Source organism: Pseudomonas hunanensis, from assembly GCF_013393325.1.
Classification (GTDB): Bacteria; Pseudomonadota; Gammaproteobacteria; order Pseudomonadales; family Pseudomonadaceae; genus Aquipseudomonas; species Aquipseudomonas putida_P.
In genome coordinates this window covers 201,412-220,639 of sequence record NZ_QJRC01000094.1, presented here as the reverse complement: position 1 = coordinate 220,639, position 19,228 = coordinate 201,412, and the positions used below count along the sequence as shown (strand labels likewise).

Below are 19,228 nucleotides of genomic sequence, written 5' to 3'. Positions count from 1 at the left end.
TCTGAAAAAACCAAGAACTTCATGCTGTTGCCGTGGTCTTTTACCGTCATTTATCACTTGGCGGTGCAACCCATGGATGCCGCCCACCGACCACGGACACGTTTGCGCATGCTGCGATGCTGGCTTGTTTTCCTGCTGACGCTTGGGCTGGTCCTTGCCGGTCCGGCACAGGCGCGCGCGCCGGGGCCGCAGCAGAATATTCCGCCAGCCAAGGTGCGTGACCTGCAGCAGATTCGCACCAGCAAAGTGCTGCGGGTGCTGGTCAACCAAAGCCGCAACAGCTCGGGTGAAGTCAAGGGCGAGCCGGTCGGCATTGAGTATTATCGCCTGCGTGCCCTGGAGCATTACCTCAATGCTCGTACCGACGACGACCAGCAGATCCAGCTGAAACTCATCCCAAGGGCCAAGGAGCAGTTGCTGGGCGCCTTGGCCCGTGGCGAGGGTGACCTGGCTGCGCCTGGCGAACTGCTCGACCCCAGCACGGTGCGCGGCGTCAGCAGCAGTGCGCCGATACTCGACCAGGTGCCGTTGATGCTGGTCGGGCGTAAAGGCGAGCGAAGCTTCAGCAAGGTCGAGCAGTTGTCCGGGCGTACCGTGGCCTTGACCAGCGCCAGCGCCGCCGGGCCAATGATCCAGCAGGTCAACCAGCAACTGGCGCTGCGCAAGCGGCCGCCAATCAAGGTGGAGTGGGTCGATTCGACGCTGGCGGTGGAGGACGTGCTGGAGATGGTACAGGCTGGCATCTACCACCTGACCGTAGTCGAGCAGCCTATTGCCCGCCGATGGGCGCGGGTTATGCCGCGGCTGCGCCTGGACAGCCGGGTGCACCTGGGGGCGCCGCAAGCCATGCGCTGGTATGTGGGGCGTGATGCGCCGCAATTGTTGGCGACAGTCGATCACTTCCTGCAAGGTTACCGCGCGCCTGACAACCAGGATGCCGCGTTCGAGCGCATCTACCGCCGTCAGTATCGGGTGCACAACCCGTTGGCCAGCAAGGACCGCCAGCGCCTGGCCTCGGTGCGGGCGGTGCTGCAGAAGCATGGTCAGGCGCAGCAGATCGACTGGCTCAACCTGGCTGCGCTGGCCTTCAAGGAGTCGACGCTCAACCCGGCCGCACGCGGCACCGGTGGTGCCCATGGCCTGATGCAGATCACCCCTTCGGCCGCCCAGCGCGTGGGGGTGAGCAACACCGCGACGGTGGATGGCAATGTCCAGGCCAGTGCTCGATACCTGGCGCTTATCCGGCGCAAGTTCTTCGCCAGTGCCAAGATCAACGAGCGTGAGCGCATGGCCTTTGTGCTGGCAGCCTACAATCTTGGCCCCGAGCGGGTCCAGGCCATGCGCGCCGAGGCTCGGCGGCGTGGGCTCAACGGTAACCAGTGGTTTTTCCAGACCGAACGCATCGCCATGGAGCAGGTGGGTATGGGGCCAGTCAATTTCGTCAACAGCGTCAACAAATACTACCTGGCGTTCAACCGCGAACGGGTCGCGCTGGAGCGCGTAGCGAAGCGTTGATGTATCGAATTTGTAGATTGTTATGTTGGGCTTTTTGCGATTTTCATATCAGTAGAATTGATTATGATGGCGCCCATCCCAACACAACTTCCTCGCTTCAAGGACGCTCCGACATGAACAACACTACCCTCAACGCCCTGTTCTCTACCCGTGCTGGCGCTGGCCTCAGCGTTATCCGCATCCTGGTCGGCATCATTTTCATGGCGCATGGTGCGCAAAAACTCTTCGGCCTGTTCGGTGGCTATGGCCTGGAAGGCACCGGCCAATGGATGGAAAGCATCGGCCTGGCCCCGGGTTACCTGATGGCCCTGCTGTCCGGTAGTGCCGAGTTCTTCGGCGGCCTGGCTCTGGTGGTTGGCCTGCTGGCTCGTCCAGCGGCGCTGGCGCTGACCGTGACCTTGGTGGTGGCGATCTTCTCGGTGCACATCGGCAATGGCCTGTTCATGTCCAACAACGGCTATGAGTTCGCCTTGGCGCTGCTGGCCGGTACCGTTGCCGTCATGATCGAAGGCGCAGGCCGCTTCTCGCTCGACCGCCTGATCGCCCGCTGATACTGCGCAAGCGGCAAGATACAAGCCTCAAGCCGAAAGTGATCGGTTTGAGGCTTGTATCTTGCCGCTTGTAGCTCTAGCATACCGCCTGCGCCGATTTAAACAGCTACTTGCGGGGCGCAGGAAAGCCCCACCTCCGGGCCATCCGAAATACCGCTAAAGCGCTGGTTCGGTGACGCCTCCCACCGCTGCCCAGCGGGATTCGCGAGGCGGAGAGAAGCTCCATGAGTTGCCCACGTACCAGTGTCTGTTTGAGCCCTTTGCCTGCCAACCAGGCGGCCCGCACACCGCGCATCCTGCTCGGCGGCCAGCATCAGCCCACCCTTTTGCGTCATCTCGAAGGCCTGTCACGGCGCAAGGGCCAGGCGCGTGCCTTTCTGATTCAGTTCGCCGATAGCGGCTGCTACCTCGCGCAGTATGGCACTGACCGTTTCGACCTGGCCGTGATCCAGGCGCCAGCGCTGGAGGAGGCTGCCGAAGTCATCGGCCACCTCACCCGCATCGCGCGCCAAGGCCTGATTACCCGCCGCTGAGGAGTGCGCTGTTGAGCACCAACATCATCACCACGGAAGGCCATGAGGCGCTGAAGAAGGAGCTGGACCACCTGTGGCGGGTGTATCGGCCGGAAATCACCCAGAAAGTCGCCTGGGCGGCGTCGCTGGGAGACCGTAGCGAGAACGCCGACTATCAGTACAACAAGAAGCTACTGCGCGAAATCGACCGCCGAGTGCGTTACCTGCGCAAGCGCCTTGAAGATGTGAAGGTGGTGGCGTACTCGCCGCAGCAGGAGGGCAAAGTGTTTTTCGGTGCCTGGGTCGAAATCGAGAACGATGAGGGCGAGACCATGAAGTTTCGCATTGTCGGCTATGACGAGATCTACGGGCGCAACGATTACATTTCGATCGACTCGCCCATGGCCCGCGCCTTGTTGAAGAAGGAGGAGGGCGATGAGGTGGTGGTGCATACACCTACTGGTGAAGCGACCTGGTATGTGAACAGCATCAGCTACGGGTGATGAGTTGACGTTACCTGTGCCCGCCTCTTCGCGGGCACAGGCAGCCATCAAGTGTCGCGTAGAACCGCCAGCGGGCTAGCATTCAAGGCCCGTCGCGTCCCCAGTACCCCCGCACCCCCCACCAGCAACGCCCCCGCAAGCGGCAACACCAGCAACCACGGATGTGGGCTCCATTGCAGGTCAAAGGCGTAGCGGTACAGCACCAGGGTAATCAGTTCGCAGCCCACTGCAGCCAACAGCCCGCTGGCCGCTCCCAGCAAACCGAATTCGATACGCCGAGCCTTGACCAGCAACGGCCGCGCCGCCCCCAGGGCGCGCAGCAAGGCGCCCTGGCGAATGCGTTCGTCCAGTGTGGCCTGCAAGCCTGCGAACAGCACCGCCAGCCCGGCCGCCAGTACGAACAGCAGCACATACTCCACCGCCAGGGTCACCTGGGCGAGGATGCTGCGCAGCTGGTCGAGCAAGGCATCCACCTGCAGGATGGTCACTGCCGGAAACGCCCGTGACAGCGCCACCACATCCAGGTCATGCCCCGGTGCCAGGTAGAAGCTGGTCAGGTAGGTGGTCGGCAGCCCTTGTAGCGTGCCGGGCTGGAAGATCATGTAGAAATTCGGCTGGAAGCTGTCCCAGTGCACGCTACGCAGGCTGCTGACGCGGGCCTGGCGCTGCTGGCCGCCGATGTCGAAGGTCAGCAGGTCGCCCAGGTGCAGTTTCAGGCTGCTGGCCAGTTCCGCTTCCACCGATACCCCGGGGATTTCGTTGTCGGCTGGCAAGGCTTGCCACCAGCTGCCGGCGGTCAGCGCGTTGCCTTCGGGCAATTCGGCGGCCCAGGTCAGGCTGAGGTCGCGCTGTACGGCGCGCTCGCCTGCCGAGTCCTTGCTGACGATCTGCTGTACCGGCTGCTCGTTGATCTGCACCAGGCGCCCGGGCGTCACCGGGTACAGCGGCGCTGAAGTGGCGTTGACCTGGTGCAGGCGTTGAGCGAACGGTTCGCGGTCATCCGGCAGGATGTTCAGGGCGAAATGGTTCGGCGCATCCTTGGGCAACTGCGCTTGCCAGGTGTCGAGCAGTTCTGCGCGCAGCAGGGCGACCAGGGCCATGGCCAGCAAAATCAAGCCGAAGGCCAGGGCCTGGCCGGCGGCAGCCATGGGGTGGCGTAACAGCTGGCCGAGCCCCAGGCGCCAGGTGAGTGGCGCGCCGGCCAGCAGCTGGCGCAGGCTGCGCAATCCGAGTAACAGCAGGCCACCGAGCAATAGTGCAGCGACCAGGCCGCCGCCGAGCAGGGCGAAAGTGAGCAGCAAGTCGAGGCTCAGGCGCCACATGATCAGGCCCAGGGCAAACAGAGCGGCGCCGTACACCAACCAGCTGCTGGGTGGTATCGGTAACAGATCACGGCGCAGTACCCGCAGTGGCGGAACTTGGCCCAGGGCGGCAATTGGCGGCAGGGCGAAGCCGGCCAGTGCAACCAGCCCGGTACCGATACCGGCCAGCGCCGGGATGATGCCACCGGCCGGTACCACGCTTGGCAGCAGGCCGTGCAGCAAGCGGAACAGGCCCAACTGAGCCAGCCAGCCGAGCAGGGCGCCGGCAAAGGCGGCGACGAGGCCGAGCATGGCCAACTGCAGGCAATACAAGCCCAGAGCCTGGCGGCGTGAGAGCCCCAGGCAGCGCAGCAGGGCGCTGGCGTCCAGGCGGCGTGCGGCGTAGCGGCTGGCCGAGAGGGCCACAGCCACGCCGGCCAGCAGCACGGCCACCAGGCTGGCCATGTTCAGGTAGCGTTCGGCCTTGCCCAGCGCGCCGCCGATCTGTTGGTTGCCATCGCGGGTGTCGCGCAGGCGCTGGTTGGCGGCCAGGTCTTTTTCCACGGCTTGGCGGTACCGGGCCAGTGCCTCGGCATCACCGCGCCACAGGTCGCGGTAGGTGACCCGGCTGCCCGGCTGGATCACGCCGGTTGCCCCCAGGTCGGCCAGGTTCATCATCACGCGCGGGGTAAGGCTGTAGAAGTTGTTGGCGCGGTCTGGCTCGTAGGTCAGCACGCGGCTCATGCGCAGGGTTTTCATGCCTACGTCGATGCTGTCACCAATCGCCAGCCCCAGTGCCGCCAGCAGGCGTGGTTCGACCCACGCCTCGCCAGGAGCAGGGCCGCCGCCAGGCGTTTCCTCGGCGTAAGGTGCCGGCGCGCTGCGTACTTGCCCGCGCAATGGGTAGGTGCCGTCGGCGGCCTTGACGCTGGACAGTTGGATGCCGTTATCGCCGCCCACCACACTGGTGAACTCGACCACCTGCGCGTGGCGCAAGCCAAGTGCCGTGCCGGTATCGATCTGTTGCTCGCGGGCGGGGGCACTGCCCTGCAGCACCAGGTCGGCACCCAGGAATTCGCTGGCGCGCAGTTGCATGGCACCGTTAAGGCGGGCGCCGAAATAGCCGATGGCGGTGCTGGCTGCCACCGCCACCAGCAGGGCAAAGAACAGCACGCGTACTTCGCTGGCGCGAATGTCGCGCAGCAACTGGCGCAGGGCCAGGCCGCACAGGCGGGATAACGGCATGTGGTTCATCAGGCTTCCACCGAGGTCACCAGGCGCCCCGCGTCCAGGCGGATCTGGCGGCGGCAGCGCCGGGCCAGGCGTTCGTCATGGGTGACCAGCACCAGGGTGGTGCCGCGCTCCTTGTTCAATTCAAACAGCAAGTCGCTGATGCGCTCACCCGTGTGGCTGTCGAGGTTGCCGGTGGGTTCGTCGGCAAACAACACCGCAGGCTGTGCGGCGAAGGCGCGGGCGATGGCCACCCGCTGCTGCTCGCCGCCCGACAGTTGGCGTGGGGTGTGGCTCAGGCGCTTGCCGAGGCCGACCCGTTCCAGCAGGGTGCGCGCCTGTTCGCGTGCATCGCGGCGGCCGTCCAGCTCCAGTGGCAGCATGACGTTTTCCAGCGCATTGAGGCTGTCGAGCAGTTGGAACGACTGGAACACGAAGCCCACATGTTCGGCGCGCACACGGGCGCGCTGGTCTTCATCCAGTGGCCCCAGGTCATGGCCGGCGAGAATGACCTTGCCAGCGCTGGGCTGGTCGAGGCCCGCGAGCAGGCCGAGCAGGGTCGACTTGCCAGAGCCCGAGGCGCCGACGATGGCCAAGCTGTCACCCTGGGTGAGATCAAGGGAAAGTGCGTGGAGGATGGTCAGGTCGCCTTCCGCGCTGGGGACCACTTTGCTAAGGTTCTGCGCAACGAGAATGCTGGGGCTCATGGAGAATCCGATGCGAGTGTGGTGGTTGAGTGCCGGTCTGGCCCTGTATTGCCTGGCCCAGAGCGCGGCGGCGGGAACGCTGCTGATTGTTGGCGATAGTATCAGCGCCGGTTTTGGCCTGGATACCCGCCAGGGTTGGGTGTCTCTCTTGCAGACCCGCCTCAAGGACGAAGGTTTCGATGACAAAGTGGTCAATGCATCGATCAGCGGTGACACCAGCGCAGGCGGCCAGGCACGGCTGCCGGCGCTGCTTGCAGCCCATAAACCCAGCCTGGTGGTGTTGGAGCTGGGCGGTAACGATGGCCTGCGCGGGCAGCCGCCCGCGCAATTGCAACAAAATCTTGCGTCGATGATCGAGCGTTCGCGCCAGGCTGGTGCCAAGGTACTTTTGTTGGGCATGCGCCTACCGCCCAATTATGGTGTGCGCTACACCACCGCATTTGCCAACGTGTATGAACAGCTGGCAGCGGACAAGCAGGTGCCCTTGGTGCCGTTTTTCCTTGAAGGGGTAGGGGGCGTGCCTGAGCTGATGCAGGCCGACGGCATCCATCCGGCGCAGGGTGCCCAGCAGCGCCTGCTGGAAAATGCCTGGCCAGCGATAAAACCCTTGCTGTGAAGCTTTAAACGAGGGCGCCTTTCGGCTAATGTTGCGCCCCCCGTTTCGAGTGCCCCCAATGCCGCGCCCTGCCTGGTCCCTGTTTGCCTACCAACTGATCGAGCCTGACGAGCAGCTCGACTTGTTCGCCTGCCAGGAAATCCGTGTTCACCTCGTGGCCCGCCAGCTTGAGCTGGGTGTGCCAGTCGACCGTACCTTGTGCGGTGGTCTGCTACCTGCGCAGCCGCGCTGGTCGGGGGTCCCGCGCTCGATCTACCGCGATGGCCGCCTGTGTGACCTATGCCGTGCCATCCTCGATGCCCAGCGACGCGGCATGCGCCCGGTGTGGCCTGAGCTGCATGGCAGCTGAACGGCAAGCACCTTTCATCATCTGAAACGCTTGCATGACGCCAATGCCTCCCGCTTGCACTGGCGCGGGTGTACAATCGATCCTCTTGACCCACCTTTCGAAGGATTTACCGGATGTTGCCGCGCTTTCCTGCCGTCACCCGTAGCCTGTCCCTGGCCGCCCTGCTGGTAGCGGGCCCCGCTGCTGCGCTGGAGCTGCCACTGCCACCGCCCGGTGAAGACATCGTCGGCCAGGTGCATGTGATCAAGGCAAAGTACGAGGACACGTTCGCCGATATCGGCACCGCCAACGACCTCGGCTACCTGGAAATGATTGCCGCCAACCCGGGCGTCGACCCCTGGCTGCCGGGCGCCGGCACCGAAATCATCCTGCCGACCCGTTACGTCTTGCCGCCGGGCCCGCGTGAAGGCATCGTCATCAACCTGGCCGAGTACCGCCTGTATTACTTCCCGAAAGGGCAGAACGTGGTACATACCTTCCCGCTGGGTATTGGCCGGGAGGGTTGGGGTTCGCCGATCGCCAACACCAAGATCACTGCCAAGACGCCAAACCCGACCTGGACGCCGCCTGCCTCGATTCGCAAAGAGCACGCAGCGGACGGTGACATCCTGCCCGCCGTGGTGCCGGCTGGCCCGGACAACCCGCTGGGGCCGTTCAAGTTCACCTTGGGTGTGCCGGGCTACCTGATCCACGGTTCGAACAAGAAGTTCGGCATTGGCATGCGTACCAGCCACGGTTGCTTCCGCATGCTCAACAACAACGTGCTGGAACTGTCGAAGATGGTGCCGGTGGGTACTCCGGTACGCATCATCAACGAGCCGTACAAGTTTGGTATCAGTGGCGGCAAGGTCTATCTTGAGGCACACACGCCGCTGGATGACCAGGGTAACCCGTCAGTGGTGGACAAACACACCGCCGTTATCAATGCCTTGCTCAAGCGCGAAGACCTGGCCAATAACCTGCGCATGAACTGGGACATGGTGCGAGACGTGGTGGCTGCAGAAGATGGCATGCCGGTAGAAATTGCCGTGCCCGTGGAAAACCAGGGTGGCACACCAATGGTTACGAGCATTCCGCCCGAACTGCAGTAAGGTAATCGCGACACACCCGGGCCTGCCTTAGTGCAGGCCTTTTCGTACCCGCCTGACGTGTTTGCCCGTTTCACAGGCAATAAAAAAGCCGACCCACAAGTGGGTCGGCTTCTTAACAATCCGTGAGGATTATTACTTGCGGCTGGCTTTGTCCAGCATACGCAGAGCGCGCTCGTTGGCTTCGTCAGCGGTCTGCTGAGCCTTCTGAGCGGCTGCCAGTGCGTCGTCAGCCTTACGGTAGGCTTCGTCAGCACGAGCTTGAGCGCGAGCTGCTGCGTCTTCAGTCGCAGTCAGACGAGCTTCGGTTTCTTTGGATACGCTGCTGCAACCGGTAGCCAGAACTGCGGCCAGAGCCAGAGCAGAGAATTTCAGAACGTTGTTCATCGTGTTCCCCTTCAAGGACTTTCTATTAAATAGCCATCTCTCAGGAAAGAGAAACTGGCCGGCGTACATAGTACCCATTACTTGTAGTAAGTAAACTGACCGAGCGCAAGAACTGCAAAAAAAATGTTGCTTGACCCTGCGCCGACAAGATTTGCGACGCTTCTGTGAAAAAAACGTGCAGGGTTCGCAAGCGATTGTAGTACAGGAACTTTTTTGTTGAACTAAGGGTGACTTTAACTGTCCCTCAGCGTCTTAAGCCCTAGAACATCCGGCGGCTGTTGGGTGGGATGGGGAAAGTCGCCCTGATGCCATTTTGGCCATTTTTAACCGCCGCCACCTTGAGCAATCACGCTCGCGGCGCCTACTATCTTGTGAGTGCCAGAGGATCCGAACGATTACAATCGTCCAGTGGTCGAAGGGGCAACAGGTGGCGTAGAGATTCTGTGCCGGATAAACAACCATCGGTTAAGGTATGGGTCTGCCGAGAAGACCTGCAAGGAGTAGTGATGAGCGAAGCGCTGACCATCCACCATGACCAGGCGGGTCATCAGTTCGAGACCAACGTGGACGGTCATCGTGCCTATCTGACGTACATGGATTTGGGCAAGCAGACGCTGGACATCTATCGCACCTTCGTGCCCAACGCCCTGCGCGGCCGCGGGATCGCTGCCGCTTTGACCGAACGAGCCCTGGAGTACGCCGAGCAGATGGGCTACACGGTGATTCCGTCCTGCTCGTATGTGGAGCGCTACATGGAGCGCCAGCAGCGGCATTCGAGCAAAGCCTGAGCAGGCACCAGACACCAAAACGCCGGGCATTGCCCGGCGTTTTTCGTTGTTGCAATGCTTAGCCGCGCTTGCGCTGCGGCAGCACATCTTTCAGCTTGGTACGCATGCTGCGCAGGGTCTTCTCGGTAGCCGACCAGTCGATGCAGGCGTCGGTGATCGACACACCATACTGCAGCTCGTCCAGGTTTTTCGGTATCGACTGGCAGCCCCAGTTCAGGTGGCTTTCGACCATCAGGCCGATGATCGACTGGTTGCCTTCGAGGATCTGGTTGGCAACGTTTTCCATGACCAGCGGTTGCAGGGCCGGGTCCTTGTTGGAATTGGCATGGCTGCAGTCGACCATGATGTTGGCCTTGATCTTGGCCTTGGCCAGGTCCTGTTCGCACAGGGCAACGCTGACCGAGTCGTAGTTCGGCTTGCCGTTGCCGCCGCGCAGTACCACGTGGCCGTAAGGGTTGCCCTTGGTGGTAACGATCGATACACCGCCTTCCTGGTTGATACCCAGGAAGCGATGCGGCTTGGACACCGACTGCAAAGCGTTGATGGCAACGGTCAGGCCGCCGTCGGTGCCGTTCTTGAAGCCGACCGCCGAGGACAAGCCCGAGGCCATCTCGCGGTGGGTTTGCGACTCGGTGGTGCGAGCACCAATGGCCGACCAGCTGATAAGGTCTTGCAGGTACTGCGGGGAAATCGGGTCGAGCGCCTCGGTGGCAGTCGGCAGGCCCATTTCAGCCAGGTCCAGCAGCAGCTGGCGGCCGATGTGCAGGCCGTCCTGGATCTTGAACGAGTCATCCAGGTATGGGTCGTTGATCAGGCCTTTCCAGCCGACGGTGGTGCGTGGCTTTTCGAAGTACACGCGCATGACCAGGTACAGCGTATCGGACACTTCTTCGGCCAGCACTTTCAGGCGCTCGGCATACTCGTGGGCGGCCTTGATGTCGTGGATCGAGCAAGGGCCGACCACGACGAACAGGCGATGGTCCTTGCCGTCGAGAATATTGCGCACCACTTCACGGCCGGCAGTCACGGTCTGCAGGGCCTTGGCGCTGAGGGGGATTTCCTTCTTGAGCTGATCAGGGGTGATCAGGGTCTCGTTGGAGGCAACGTTCAAGTCATCGATCGGTAAATCAGCCATCGTGTTACTCGTCAGGTCACGGGTGCCGGCCGCCAACAATCCCCGTGCGGCCCAGCAGCAAGAATAATCGCAGCGGGGAGCCGAACCTTAGCGCGTTACAGGTGGCGCGACAATGGGCTAAGCCCAGTCATTGTGGGGTTTTTCCCTGTTCGAGGGGGTTGCGCGCGAATGGGCTGCCCAGCGCGTCTCAACCTGTGTAAAAAGAGGGCTGACCCTATAGCTGGAGATTGGCATGGATTCGAACACCCCGCGCATCGGCATCATCGGCAGTGGCGCCATTGGCGGCTTTTATGGGTTGATGCTGGCCCGGGCCGGTTTCGATGTGCATTTTCTGCTGCGCAGCGAGTATCAGGCCGTTCGCGAGCAGGGGCTTAGCCTGGACAGTGCCGTGCATGGCACGCTGCAAATGAAGGTGCAGGCTTACGTCAATGCCGCCGACATGCCGCCGTGTGACTGGCTGCTGATCGGCGCCAAGGCCACCAGCAACGCGCAGCTTGCGCCGTTGATCGTCCAGGCCGCTGCGCCCGGCGCCAAGGTGGTGCTGTTGCAGAATGGCCTGGGTGTGGAGGAACAGTTGCGCTCGGCCTTGCGCAGCGACATGCATCTGCTTGGCGGCCTGTGCTTCATCTGTGTCAATCGCCAGGCACCGGGTGTAATCCGTCACCAGGCTCTAGGTGCGGTCAATCTGGGGTACCACAGCGGGCCGGCCATTGATGGTGGCGCCGCGCTGGTCGCGGAAGGCGCCGGGTTGTTCCAGGCCGCGGGCATCGATTCGCAGGCCATGCCGAACCTGGCCCAGGCTCGCTGGCAGAAGTTGGTGTGGAACGTGCCTTACAACGGCCTGTCGGTGCTGCTGGGGGCGAGCACCACGCCGCTGATGGCCGAGCGCCATAGTCGCGAGCTGATCCAGGCCTTGATGGCCGAGGTGGTGCAGGGGGCGGAAGCCTGTGGCCATGTGTTACCGGAGGGCTACGCCGAGCACTTGTTCCAGGTGACCGAGCGCATGCCCGACTACTGGCCGAGCATGTACCACGACCATGCCCACCAGCGCCCCCTTGAACTGCAGGCTATCTATGCCGAGCCGCTGGCACGCGCTCGGGCGGCGGGGTGCAGCCTGCCACGCATGGAGATGCTGTATCAGGCGCTGAGTTTCATCGACAGCAGTAATCGGCCCCACTGAAGGCGGCTTCGGCCTTGGCGGCACTCGCTGTGGGTCGCTCCAGCCCACGCCAGCAGCGCGCCGGACGGCAAAGCGTGCATCCGGCGCGCTGCTAAGCTGAAGCTTGCTCTGCCGCTGCGGCAGTCGAGGAGGTCGAATGATCCGCTCCATGCTGTACGCCACCGACCTCGGTGTCTACGCCCCTTTCGTGATGCAGCACGCGCTGGCGTTGGCGCGCACGTTCAACGCCGAATTGTATGTGATTCACGCGGTAGAGCCGATGGGCCAGTTCGCCGAATCCCTCCTGCAAAGCTACCTCGATGAGCAGACGCTCGACCAGTTGCATAGCCAAGGTGTGAACACGGTGATGGCGAATATAGAGCAGCGGGTGCTGGAAAGCTTTCGCGACGAGCTAGGTGAAGAAGCCGATCTGGCGGTGATCAGAGCCGTGCGGGTACGGCAGGGCGACCCGGCCCAAGTGATTCTCGACCAGGCGCAGCGGCTAAGCGTCGACCTGTTGATATTCGGTAGCCACAGCGCCGGTGCCGGGGTAGATGTACCGCTGGGGCGCACGGCGGTGCGGCTGCTGCAATTGTCGCCGGTGCCGGTGTACATGGTGCCTTTGGCGCAGCACCTGGGGCGTAGGAAAACATGAAGATGGCTGTAGGCCATTTCCGGCTGGCGCGTAACAAAATAGTTCTAGATTTATTTTCAGAACCACTAATATAGTTATATATCGTCGCTGCCTGCTGCCGCGGACTCATCGCTGAACCGAGGGGAACCTATGAAGCTTCAACAACTGCGCTACATCTGGGAAGTGGCGCACCATGACCTCAACGTCTCCGCGACGGCGCAGAGCCTGTATACCTCCCAGCCAGGTATCAGCAAGCAGATCCGCCTGCTCGAAGACGAACTGGGTGTTGAAGTCTTTGCCCGCAGTGGCAAGCATCTGACCCGCGTTACTCCGGCCGGTGAGCGCATCATCAATACCGCAGGCGAAATCCTGCGCAAGGTCGAGAGCATCAAGCAGATCGCCCAGGAGTTCTCCAACGAGAAGAAGGGCACGCTGTCCATTGCCACTACCCATACCCAGGCGCGTTATGCACTGCCGCCGGTAATCAGCAGTTTCATCAAGCAATACCCGGAAGTGTCCCTGCACATGCATCAGGGCTCACCCATGCAGATTGCCGAGATGGCTGCGGACGGTACGGTCGACTTCGCTATCGCTACCGAGGCGCTGGAGCTGTTCGGCGACCTGATCATGATGCCGTGCTACAAGTGGAACCGTTGCGTGGTGGTGCCGCAAGGTCACCCACTGGCCAAGCTGCCGAAGCTGACCCTGGAAGCCGTTGCCGAATACCCGATCGTTACCTACGTGTTCGGTTTCACCGGGCGTTCGAAGCTGGACGAAGCCTTCAACCACCGAGGCCTCACGCCGAAAGTTGTATTCACCGCGGCTGACGCCGACGTGATCAAGACCTATGTACGCTTGGGGTTGGGCGTGGGCATCGTTGCTGGCATGGCCGTGGATGCCAAGCTCGACAGTGACCTGGTGGCCCTGGACGCCAGCGAGCTGTTCGAAGCCAGCATTACCAAGATCGGCTTCCGCCGTGGCACCTTCCTGCGTGGCTTCATGTGCGACTTCATCGAGAAGTTCGCCCCGCACCTGACCCGCGAAGTGATGGCCAAGGCGATTCAGTGCCATAACAAGCAGGAGCTGGAAGAACTTTTCGAAGGCGTCGAACTGCCAGTGCACTGATTCAAGAATGCTGGGGCTGCATAGCAGCCCCGGCTATTTCAAGCCTTGCTGATCAGGTTGCCCGCGTGCAACCCGCATTCCTTCTGCGTCGACTCTTCCCACCACCAACGCCCTTCACGCTCATGCTGGTTCGGCAGCACCGGCCGGGTGCACGGCTCGCAACCAATGCTGATGAAGCCGCGCTCATGCAGGCTGTTGTACGGCAGTTCAAGCATGCGGATATAGCCCCACACCTCTTCACTGCTCATCTGCGCCAGCGGGTTGAACTTGTACAGCGTACGTTCAGGGGTGGAGAAGGCACTGTCGATTTCCAGTGCCGCCACCTGGCTGCGGGTGCCCGGGCTCTGGTCGCGGCGCTGGCCGGTAGCCCAAGCGCTGACGGTGGCCAACTTGCGGCGCAACGGCTCGATCTTGCGAATGCCGCAGCACTCCCCATGGCCATCCTTGTAGAAGCTGAACAGGCCCTTTTCCTTGACGAACGGGTCGAGCTTGGCCCGATCAGGGCTGAGGATTTCGATCGGCAGGTTGTACTGCTCGCGTACCTGGTCGATGAACCGGTAGGTCTCCGGGTGCAGGCGACCGGTGTCGAGGCTGAACACCTTGACTTGCTTGTTCAGCTTCCAGGCCATGTCGACCAGCACCACGTCCTCGGCGCCGCTGAAGGAGATCCACAGGTCATCACCAAAATGCTCGAACGCGAGCTTGAGAATGTCCTGTGGGGACTTGTTGGCGTAGGTCGCGGCCAGGGCGGCGACGTCGAAGGGTTGGCTCATCAGGCGGTTTCCATCTTGGCTGTGGCGCTGTGCGCTCGTAATGAGGTGATGGTAACAAAAAAACGCGGGCTAGACGGACTCACAAGCCCTGCAAGGTTTGCATCAGCACCCGCACTTTGGCGATCGACTCTTCATATTCGGCCTGCCACTCGGAGTCGGCTACCACCGCGCCGCCGCCCCAGCAACTGACCTGGCCGTCCTTGACCAGCAGGCTGCGAATGGCGATGGAGCTGTCCATCTCGCCGCGCACATCCACATACAGCAGAGAGCCGCAGTACAGCGCACGGCGCGATGGCTCCAGCTCGTCGATGATCTGCATGGCGCGGATTTTCGGTGCACCGGTGATCGAGCCGCCGGGGAAGCTGTCGCCGATCAGGTCCAGCGCGTCCTTGTCGCTGGCCAGCTGGCCGGTGATGCTGCTGACCAGGTGGTGGACGTTGGGGTAGCTCTCCAGGCTGAACAGCTCCGGTACCTGCACTGAACCGATTTTGCAGGTGCGCCCCAAATCGTTGCGCAGCAGGTCGACGATCATCAGGTTTTCCGAGCGGTCCTTGGGGCTGTGCAGCAACTCTTCGGCATTGCGCGTGTCTTCGGTCGGGTCGCTGGCGCGTGGGCGGGTGCCCTTGATGGGTCGGGTTTCCACCTGGCCCTGGTTGACGCGAATGAAGCGTTCAGGCGAAAAGCTCAGTAAGGCGCTGCCGTCGGCCAGTTGCTGGTAGCCGGAGAACGGCGTTGGGCAGGCCTGGCGCAGGGCCTGGTAGGCGCGCCACGGGTCGCCCTGGCAGGGCGCGCGGAAGCGTTGGGTGAGGTTGATCTGGTAGCAGTCACCGGCCTGGATGTAGCGTTGTACCTGGTCAAAGGCTGCTTTGTACTGCTCGGGCTGCAGGTCGCCGGCCATCGGCGCGAGCAGCTGGAACTCGCCGGCTTCGGCGTTGATTTCGCCTTGGAACAGGCTGATCAGGCGTTGGCGTTCGTCAGCTGCCAGGTTTGGGTGAAACACCAGTTGGCTGGTGCCGAGCAGATGGTCGCTGACCAATGCCCAAGCGTACAGGCCCAGTTGGGCGTCTGGCAGGCCGAGGTCGTCCACGGCATGGCTTGGCAGGTGTTCTAGGCGGCGTCCGAAGTCATAGCTCAGGTAGCCGATCAGGCCGCCGGAGAAGGGCAGTTCTACACCGTCGGGCAAGTCGGCGTAACCCAGTTGAGCCAGGCCGACCCGCAGGCGCTGAAGGAAGGCGCGGCCTTCTTCGTGCGGGTGCGCTCGCAACTGTTGCAGCGGCCAGGCGCTGAGCAGGTCGAAGCGGCCGCGTTCGGCGCCAGGGCGGGCGCTGTCGAGCAGAATTGCGCCGGGGGCCTGGCGCAGGCGGGCGAAATAGGCGGCAGGGTCGGGCTGGTAGGGCAGGGGGTAAAGCGTACAGGTCGGCATCAGTGTGGACGGCGATGTAAAAGCGAGGAGGGCGATTGTAGACCTGTGTAGGAAAAGCGCCTAGCACTGGGCGCGACATTCAACATTGTGTTTGGCCCATTCGCAGCACAAGGCTGATCCTGCATTAGGGGCTGCAATGCAGCCCCCCGGTATCTCAGCGGTTGGGTACGTGCCCAAACAGCCCTTGCGCGACCCGTACCCGCTGCTCGGCATCCTCGGTCACGCCGTCCTTGGCCAGCGCTTCGATATGCGCCTCGATGGCATGGGTACGCTGGGTCAAACCGCAGTCGTTGGCAATCTGGATGTTCAGTCCCGGGCGGGCATTGAGCTCCAGAATCAACGGCCCCTTTTCCTGGTCCAGCACCATGTCCACGCCAATGTAGCCCAAGCCGCACAGCTCGTAACAGCCGGCGGCCAGCTTCATGAAACCGTCCCAGTTCGGCAGCTGCACGCCGTCCACCGCATTGGTGGTGTCCGGGTGTTTGCTGATGATGTTGTTCAGCCAGGTGCCACGCAGGGTCACGCCGGTGGCCAGGTCCACACCCACACCAATGGCGCCCTGGTGCAGGTTGGCCTTGCCACCGGACTGGCGGGTTGGCAGGCGCAGCATGGCCATTACCGGGTAGCCCATCAGCACGATGATGCGGATATCCGGCACGCCTTCGTAGCTGATGCTCTTGAAGATTTGGTCCGGGGTCACCCGGTACTCGATCAGCGCGCGGTCGCGGTGCCCGCCGAGCGAGTACAGGCCAGTGAGGATGCTGGAAATCTGGTGCTCGATTTCCTCATGGCTGATGATCTTGCCCGACACCGTGCGGTAGCGGTCTTCGAAGCGGTCGGCGATCACCAGGATGCCGTCACCGCCGGCGCCCTGTGCCGGCTTGATGACGAAATCGTTGCGCCCGCCAATGATCTGATCGAGCTTCTCGATCTCTTTTTCGGTCTCGATGATGCCGTACATTTCCGGCACATGGATGCCGGCCGCCAGGGCACGCTCCTTGGTGATGATCTTGTCGTCGACGATCGGGTACAGGTGGCGCTTGTTGTACTTCAACACGTAGTCCGCGTTGCGCCGGTTGATACCCATGATGCCCCGGGCCTCCAGGGCTTTCCACGTCTTGATCAGGCCAAACATCAGGCGTCAGCCTTCTTCAGAAAAGCCTTGAAACGCACGAGCTCGGTCAGGCGGTAGCCGCGATAACGGCCCATCGCCAGCATGAAGCCCACCAGGATCAGCAGTACGGCCGGGAAGGTGAATACGAAGTACACCAGTTCCGGCACCATCATCAGCAGGTGTGCCACCGAGGCGGCGAACAGGGTGCCGATGGCCACTTTCATGGCATGGCCGCCGCCACGCTCTTCCCAGGTGATCGACAGGCGTTCGATGGTCATGGTCAGGATCACCATCGGGAACAGCGCCACCGACAGCCCGCGCTCCAGGCCCAGTTTATGGCTGAACAGGCTGATGGCGGCGATCAGTACCACGACGAAGGTCAGCACCACCGACAGGCGTGGCAGCATCTGCAGCTTGAGGTGTTCCAGGTACGAGCGCAGTGACAGGCCCAGGGCGGTGATCACCGTGAACAGCACGATGCCAAAGCCTAGCTGGGTCTCGCGGAAGGCCAGGGCAATCAGTACCGGTGTGAAGGTACCCAGGGTCTGCAGGCCGATGAGGTTGCGCAACACCAGGATCACCAGCACGCCGATCGGGATCATGACCATGATCATGAAGGTTTGCTGGGTTTGCAGCGGCAGGCCGTACAACGAGTACTCGAGGAAGTCGGCGTCGGTGTTCTCGTCGGTCAGCTTGGCCAGGCGAATGGCGTTCATCTCGCTGTTGTTCATGCTGAAGGTGACGTTGGCCTTCTTGCCGCCATCGACGGTGATCAGGTTGTCGTCACCCGTCCACCACAGCAGGCGGTCGCTCGGCAGGCCTTGCTCGCCGGTGTCCGGGTTGAAGTACAGCCAGTCGTTGCCGTTGAAGCTGCGCAGCCACAGTTCCGGGGTCTGCGGGGTGTCGGCGACCAGGCGGATGGTGTGCACCTTTTCCATCGGCACGTGGGCGATCGACAGCAGCAGGTCGATGATCTGGGCCTTCTTCATGGCCGAAGTGTCGCCGGCCAGCAGCAGCTTGACGTTGTCATCGTTGAGGTTGTTGACCCGCTTGATGGTCTCGCTGACGAAGGTTTCGACGTCGGCCGAGTGCTGGCGGATCGGTGCCATCAGGGCTTCAGCGGCGATCTTCTCGGGGCCTTCGACGGCCAGGCTGTCACGGAAGGTCGGGCCTTTGACCGTGGTCTTCTCGTTGCTGTAGCGCTTGGTCAGCACCAGGCGGTAGTAGAGGGTCTGGTTGCCACTGGCGCGGCGGGCCGACCAGGTGACCTTGCGGTTGCCGTCGGCGCGGTTGACGCTGACCCCGTAGTTGTTGGAGATGAAGCTCTCGTTCAGGCTGACGTAGTCGCGGTTCAGCGGCGGCACGAACATCTGCACCTTGACCGGGTCCTTGGTGCTGGCCACGAACTCGACCTTGGCGTCGATGTTCCACAGGTCGTCGGTTTCATCCTCGGTCACCGGGATGCCGAGGAAGAAGATCTGATAAGCCGTGACCGCCACGCCCAATAGCACCAGTACGGTGATCAGGACTTTCAGATGGAGGGTAAGAGAGCGCATCGGGATTACTCTGCTTTGGGAGCGTCGGTGGCACAGGCAGGTTTGCCGGCCGCATATTTAAGGCTTGGGTCAACCAGCGCGTCGAAGTGCTTGAGCGCCTCGGAGCCGATCAGCAGCGGGAACTGGAAGGCGCTGCGGTCGGTGAGGTTCACTTCGATGGTGCGCATGGCCTGGCCCATGCAGATTTCGAGTTCGATGACCGGGCGGGCCGTGTAGGCCTTGCCCGATTCGGCATCATAGTCGCCAGCCCGGCGCTTGATCTTGCTTACGCGTGCCAGTGGGCGCTCGATCGGGTGCGAATGGGCCGCATCGATGGCGAGGTAGAAGCGTACCCAGCTTTCGCCGTTGCGCTTGAACCGCTTGATGTCGCGGGCGCTGAGCGACGCGGTCTTGGCACCGGTGTCGAGCTTGGCGGCCACTTCCAGGTTCAGGTCGCCCAGCTGTGCGTATTCGTTGAGACCATACACGGTCTTGCCCGCAGCCTGGCCAAGGGCCGGCAGCAGGGTGAGGCATAGCAGCAATAAAACGGGTGTAAGTCTCATAATCCTGGCGCGGTGCAGTGCAAGGTTCTAGGCAAGGTTCGGGTCAAGGCGACTGGCAACGGCTGCGCAAGCTTCCTCGTGTATCTGTCAACAAGCATGAATGTATGACAGACAGGCTATCCATACCCCATTGGAGGCGCGGCATTCTATCACGCCGACGTCTTGACGCCAGCGGTGCGCGATCTGACAGCATCAAGGCGGTGATAGTTCGTTCTTAGAC

At 62.3% G+C, this 19,228-nt stretch carries 20 protein-coding genes; 11 read left to right on the top strand and 9 right to left on the bottom strand.

Going from position 1 to position 19,228, the window contains the following annotated elements; translation table 11 throughout:
• Nucleotides 1-108: 108 nt before the first annotated feature.
• From DM807_RS16405 to greB, 4 genes are all read left to right on the top strand, one after another.
• Entirely contained in the window at nucleotides 109-1,515 is a 1,407-nt protein-coding gene (locus DM807_RS16405; RefSeq protein WP_012271573.1) for an MltF family protein, read from the top strand.
• A gap of 113 nt (nucleotides 1,516-1,628) precedes the next feature.
• Nucleotides 1,629-2,066 carry a DoxX family protein gene (locus DM807_RS16400; RefSeq protein WP_012271574.1) on the top strand — a complete coding sequence of 146 codons (438 nt, stop codon included), beginning with the start codon at nucleotides 1,629-1,631 and terminating at the stop codon, nucleotides 2,064-2,066.
• A gap of 224 nt (nucleotides 2,067-2,290) precedes the next feature.
• Nucleotides 2,291-2,599, top strand: coding sequence for a hypothetical protein (locus DM807_RS16395; protein WP_179027562.1), 309 nt, complete (start codon nucleotides 2,291-2,293; stop codon nucleotides 2,597-2,599).
• A gap of 11 nt (nucleotides 2,600-2,610) precedes the next feature.
• Nucleotides 2,611-3,081 carry a transcription elongation factor GreB gene (gene greB / locus DM807_RS16390; protein WP_012271576.1) on the top strand — a complete coding sequence of 157 codons (471 nt, stop codon included), beginning with the start codon at nucleotides 2,611-2,613 and terminating at the stop codon, nucleotides 3,079-3,081.
• Nucleotides 3,082-3,128: 47 nt separating this feature from the next.
• On the opposite strand, the gene DM807_RS16385 is transcribed toward greB, so the two are convergent.
• Both DM807_RS16385 and DM807_RS16380 read right to left on the bottom strand, forming a co-directional pair.
• Nucleotides 3,129-5,636: an ABC transporter permease gene (locus DM807_RS16385; RefSeq protein WP_179027561.1), complete on the bottom strand. Its 2,508-nt coding sequence runs from the start codon at nucleotides 5,634-5,636 to the stop codon at nucleotides 3,129-3,131.
• Nucleotides 5,636-6,319 (bottom strand): ABC transporter ATP-binding protein, encoded by a 684-nt coding sequence (locus DM807_RS16380; RefSeq protein WP_012271578.1) that lies wholly within the window; start codon nucleotides 6,317-6,319, stop codon nucleotides 5,636-5,638. The genes DM807_RS16385 and DM807_RS16380 overlap by 1 nt, the downstream gene beginning before the upstream one ends.
• Nucleotides 6,320-6,329: 10 nt before the next feature.
• Here DM807_RS16380 and DM807_RS16375 point away from each other — a divergent pair, with 10 nt between their 5' ends.
• The 3 genes from DM807_RS16375 (at nucleotide 6,330) to DM807_RS16365 (ending at nucleotide 8,375) form a co-directional block, all read left to right on the top strand.
• On the top strand, nucleotides 6,330-6,935 hold the full coding sequence (locus tag DM807_RS16375; RefSeq protein ID WP_041166452.1) for an arylesterase: 606 nt from the start codon (nucleotides 6,330-6,332) through the stop codon (nucleotides 6,933-6,935).
• Between the two features lie 58 nt (nucleotides 6,936-6,993).
• A complete protein-coding gene (locus DM807_RS16370) occupies nucleotides 6,994-7,284 on the top strand; it encodes a hypothetical protein (RefSeq protein WP_012271580.1) in 291 nt (96 codons plus the stop codon).
• A 113-nt stretch (nucleotides 7,285-7,397) separates the two neighbouring features.
• A complete protein-coding gene (locus DM807_RS16365; RefSeq protein ID WP_012271581.1) occupies nucleotides 7,398-8,375 on the top strand; it encodes a L,D-transpeptidase family protein in 978 nt (325 codons plus the stop codon).
• 132 nt (nucleotides 8,376-8,507) lie between these two features.
• On the opposite strand, the gene oprI is transcribed toward DM807_RS16365, so the two are convergent.
• Entirely contained in the window at nucleotides 8,508-8,759 is a 252-nt protein-coding gene (gene oprI / locus DM807_RS16360; protein WP_003259780.1) for an outer membrane lipoprotei OprI, read from the bottom strand.
• Between the two features lie 506 nt (nucleotides 8,760-9,265).
• Between oprI and DM807_RS16355 the strand changes: the two genes are divergently transcribed.
• A complete protein-coding gene (locus DM807_RS16355) occupies nucleotides 9,266-9,547 on the top strand; it encodes a GNAT family N-acetyltransferase (protein WP_003250290.1) in 282 nt (93 codons plus the stop codon).
• A 58-nt stretch (nucleotides 9,548-9,605) separates the two neighbouring features.
• Here the strand turns inward: DM807_RS16355 and DM807_RS16350 are convergent, their stop codons facing one another.
• Nucleotides 9,606-10,682: a 3-deoxy-7-phosphoheptulonate synthase gene (locus DM807_RS16350; RefSeq protein ID WP_012271583.1), complete on the bottom strand. Its 1,077-nt coding sequence runs from the start codon at nucleotides 10,680-10,682 to the stop codon at nucleotides 9,606-9,608.
• Nucleotides 10,683-10,914: 232 nt separating this feature from the next.
• Between DM807_RS16350 and DM807_RS16345 the strand changes: the two genes are divergently transcribed.
• The 3 genes from DM807_RS16345 to cysB all read left to right on the top strand — a co-directional run bounded on the left by DM807_RS16345 (nucleotide 10,915) and on the right by cysB (nucleotide 13,600).
• Entirely contained in the window at nucleotides 10,915-11,862 is a 948-nt protein-coding gene (locus DM807_RS16345) for a putative 2-dehydropantoate 2-reductase (protein ID WP_179027560.1), read from the top strand.
• A 136-nt stretch (nucleotides 11,863-11,998) separates the two neighbouring features.
• Nucleotides 11,999-12,496, top strand: a complete 498-nt coding sequence (locus tag DM807_RS16340) for a universal stress protein (protein ID WP_012271585.1) — start codon at nucleotides 11,999-12,001, stop codon at nucleotides 12,494-12,496.
• Between the two features lie 129 nt (nucleotides 12,497-12,625).
• Nucleotides 12,626-13,600: an HTH-type transcriptional regulator CysB gene (gene cysB, locus DM807_RS16335; RefSeq protein ID WP_010953293.1), complete on the top strand. Its 975-nt coding sequence runs from the start codon at nucleotides 12,626-12,628 to the stop codon at nucleotides 13,598-13,600.
• 38 nt (nucleotides 13,601-13,638) lie between these two features.
• On the opposite strand, the gene DM807_RS16330 is transcribed toward cysB, so the two are convergent.
• From DM807_RS16330 to rloA, 5 genes are all read right to left on the bottom strand, one after another.
• A complete protein-coding gene (locus DM807_RS16330; RefSeq protein ID WP_003250299.1) occupies nucleotides 13,639-14,373 on the bottom strand; it encodes a phosphoadenylyl-sulfate reductase in 735 nt (244 codons plus the stop codon).
• A 79-nt stretch (nucleotides 14,374-14,452) separates the two neighbouring features.
• Nucleotides 14,453-15,796, bottom strand: a complete 1,344-nt coding sequence (gene pabB / locus DM807_RS16325) for an aminodeoxychorismate synthase component I (RefSeq protein ID WP_179027559.1) — start codon at nucleotides 15,794-15,796, stop codon at nucleotides 14,453-14,455.
• A gap of 154 nt (nucleotides 15,797-15,950) precedes the next feature.
• Nucleotides 15,951-16,931 carry an alpha-L-glutamate ligase-like protein gene (locus DM807_RS16320; RefSeq protein WP_012271587.1) on the bottom strand — a complete coding sequence of 327 codons (981 nt, stop codon included), beginning with the start codon at nucleotides 16,929-16,931 and terminating at the stop codon, nucleotides 15,951-15,953.
• Nucleotides 16,931-18,466 (bottom strand): osmotic stress tolerance membrane protein RloB, encoded by a 1,536-nt coding sequence (rloB, locus tag DM807_RS16315; protein WP_012271588.1) that lies wholly within the window; start codon nucleotides 18,464-18,466, stop codon nucleotides 16,931-16,933. The genes DM807_RS16320 and rloB overlap by 1 nt, the downstream gene beginning before the upstream one ends.
• Before the next feature lie 5 nt (nucleotides 18,467-18,471).
• On the bottom strand, nucleotides 18,472-19,008 hold the full coding sequence (rloA, locus tag DM807_RS16310; RefSeq protein ID WP_012271589.1) for a retropepsin-like aspartic peptidase RloA: 537 nt from the start codon (nucleotides 19,006-19,008) through the stop codon (nucleotides 18,472-18,474).
• Between the last annotated feature and the right edge of the window lie 220 nt (nucleotides 19,009-19,228).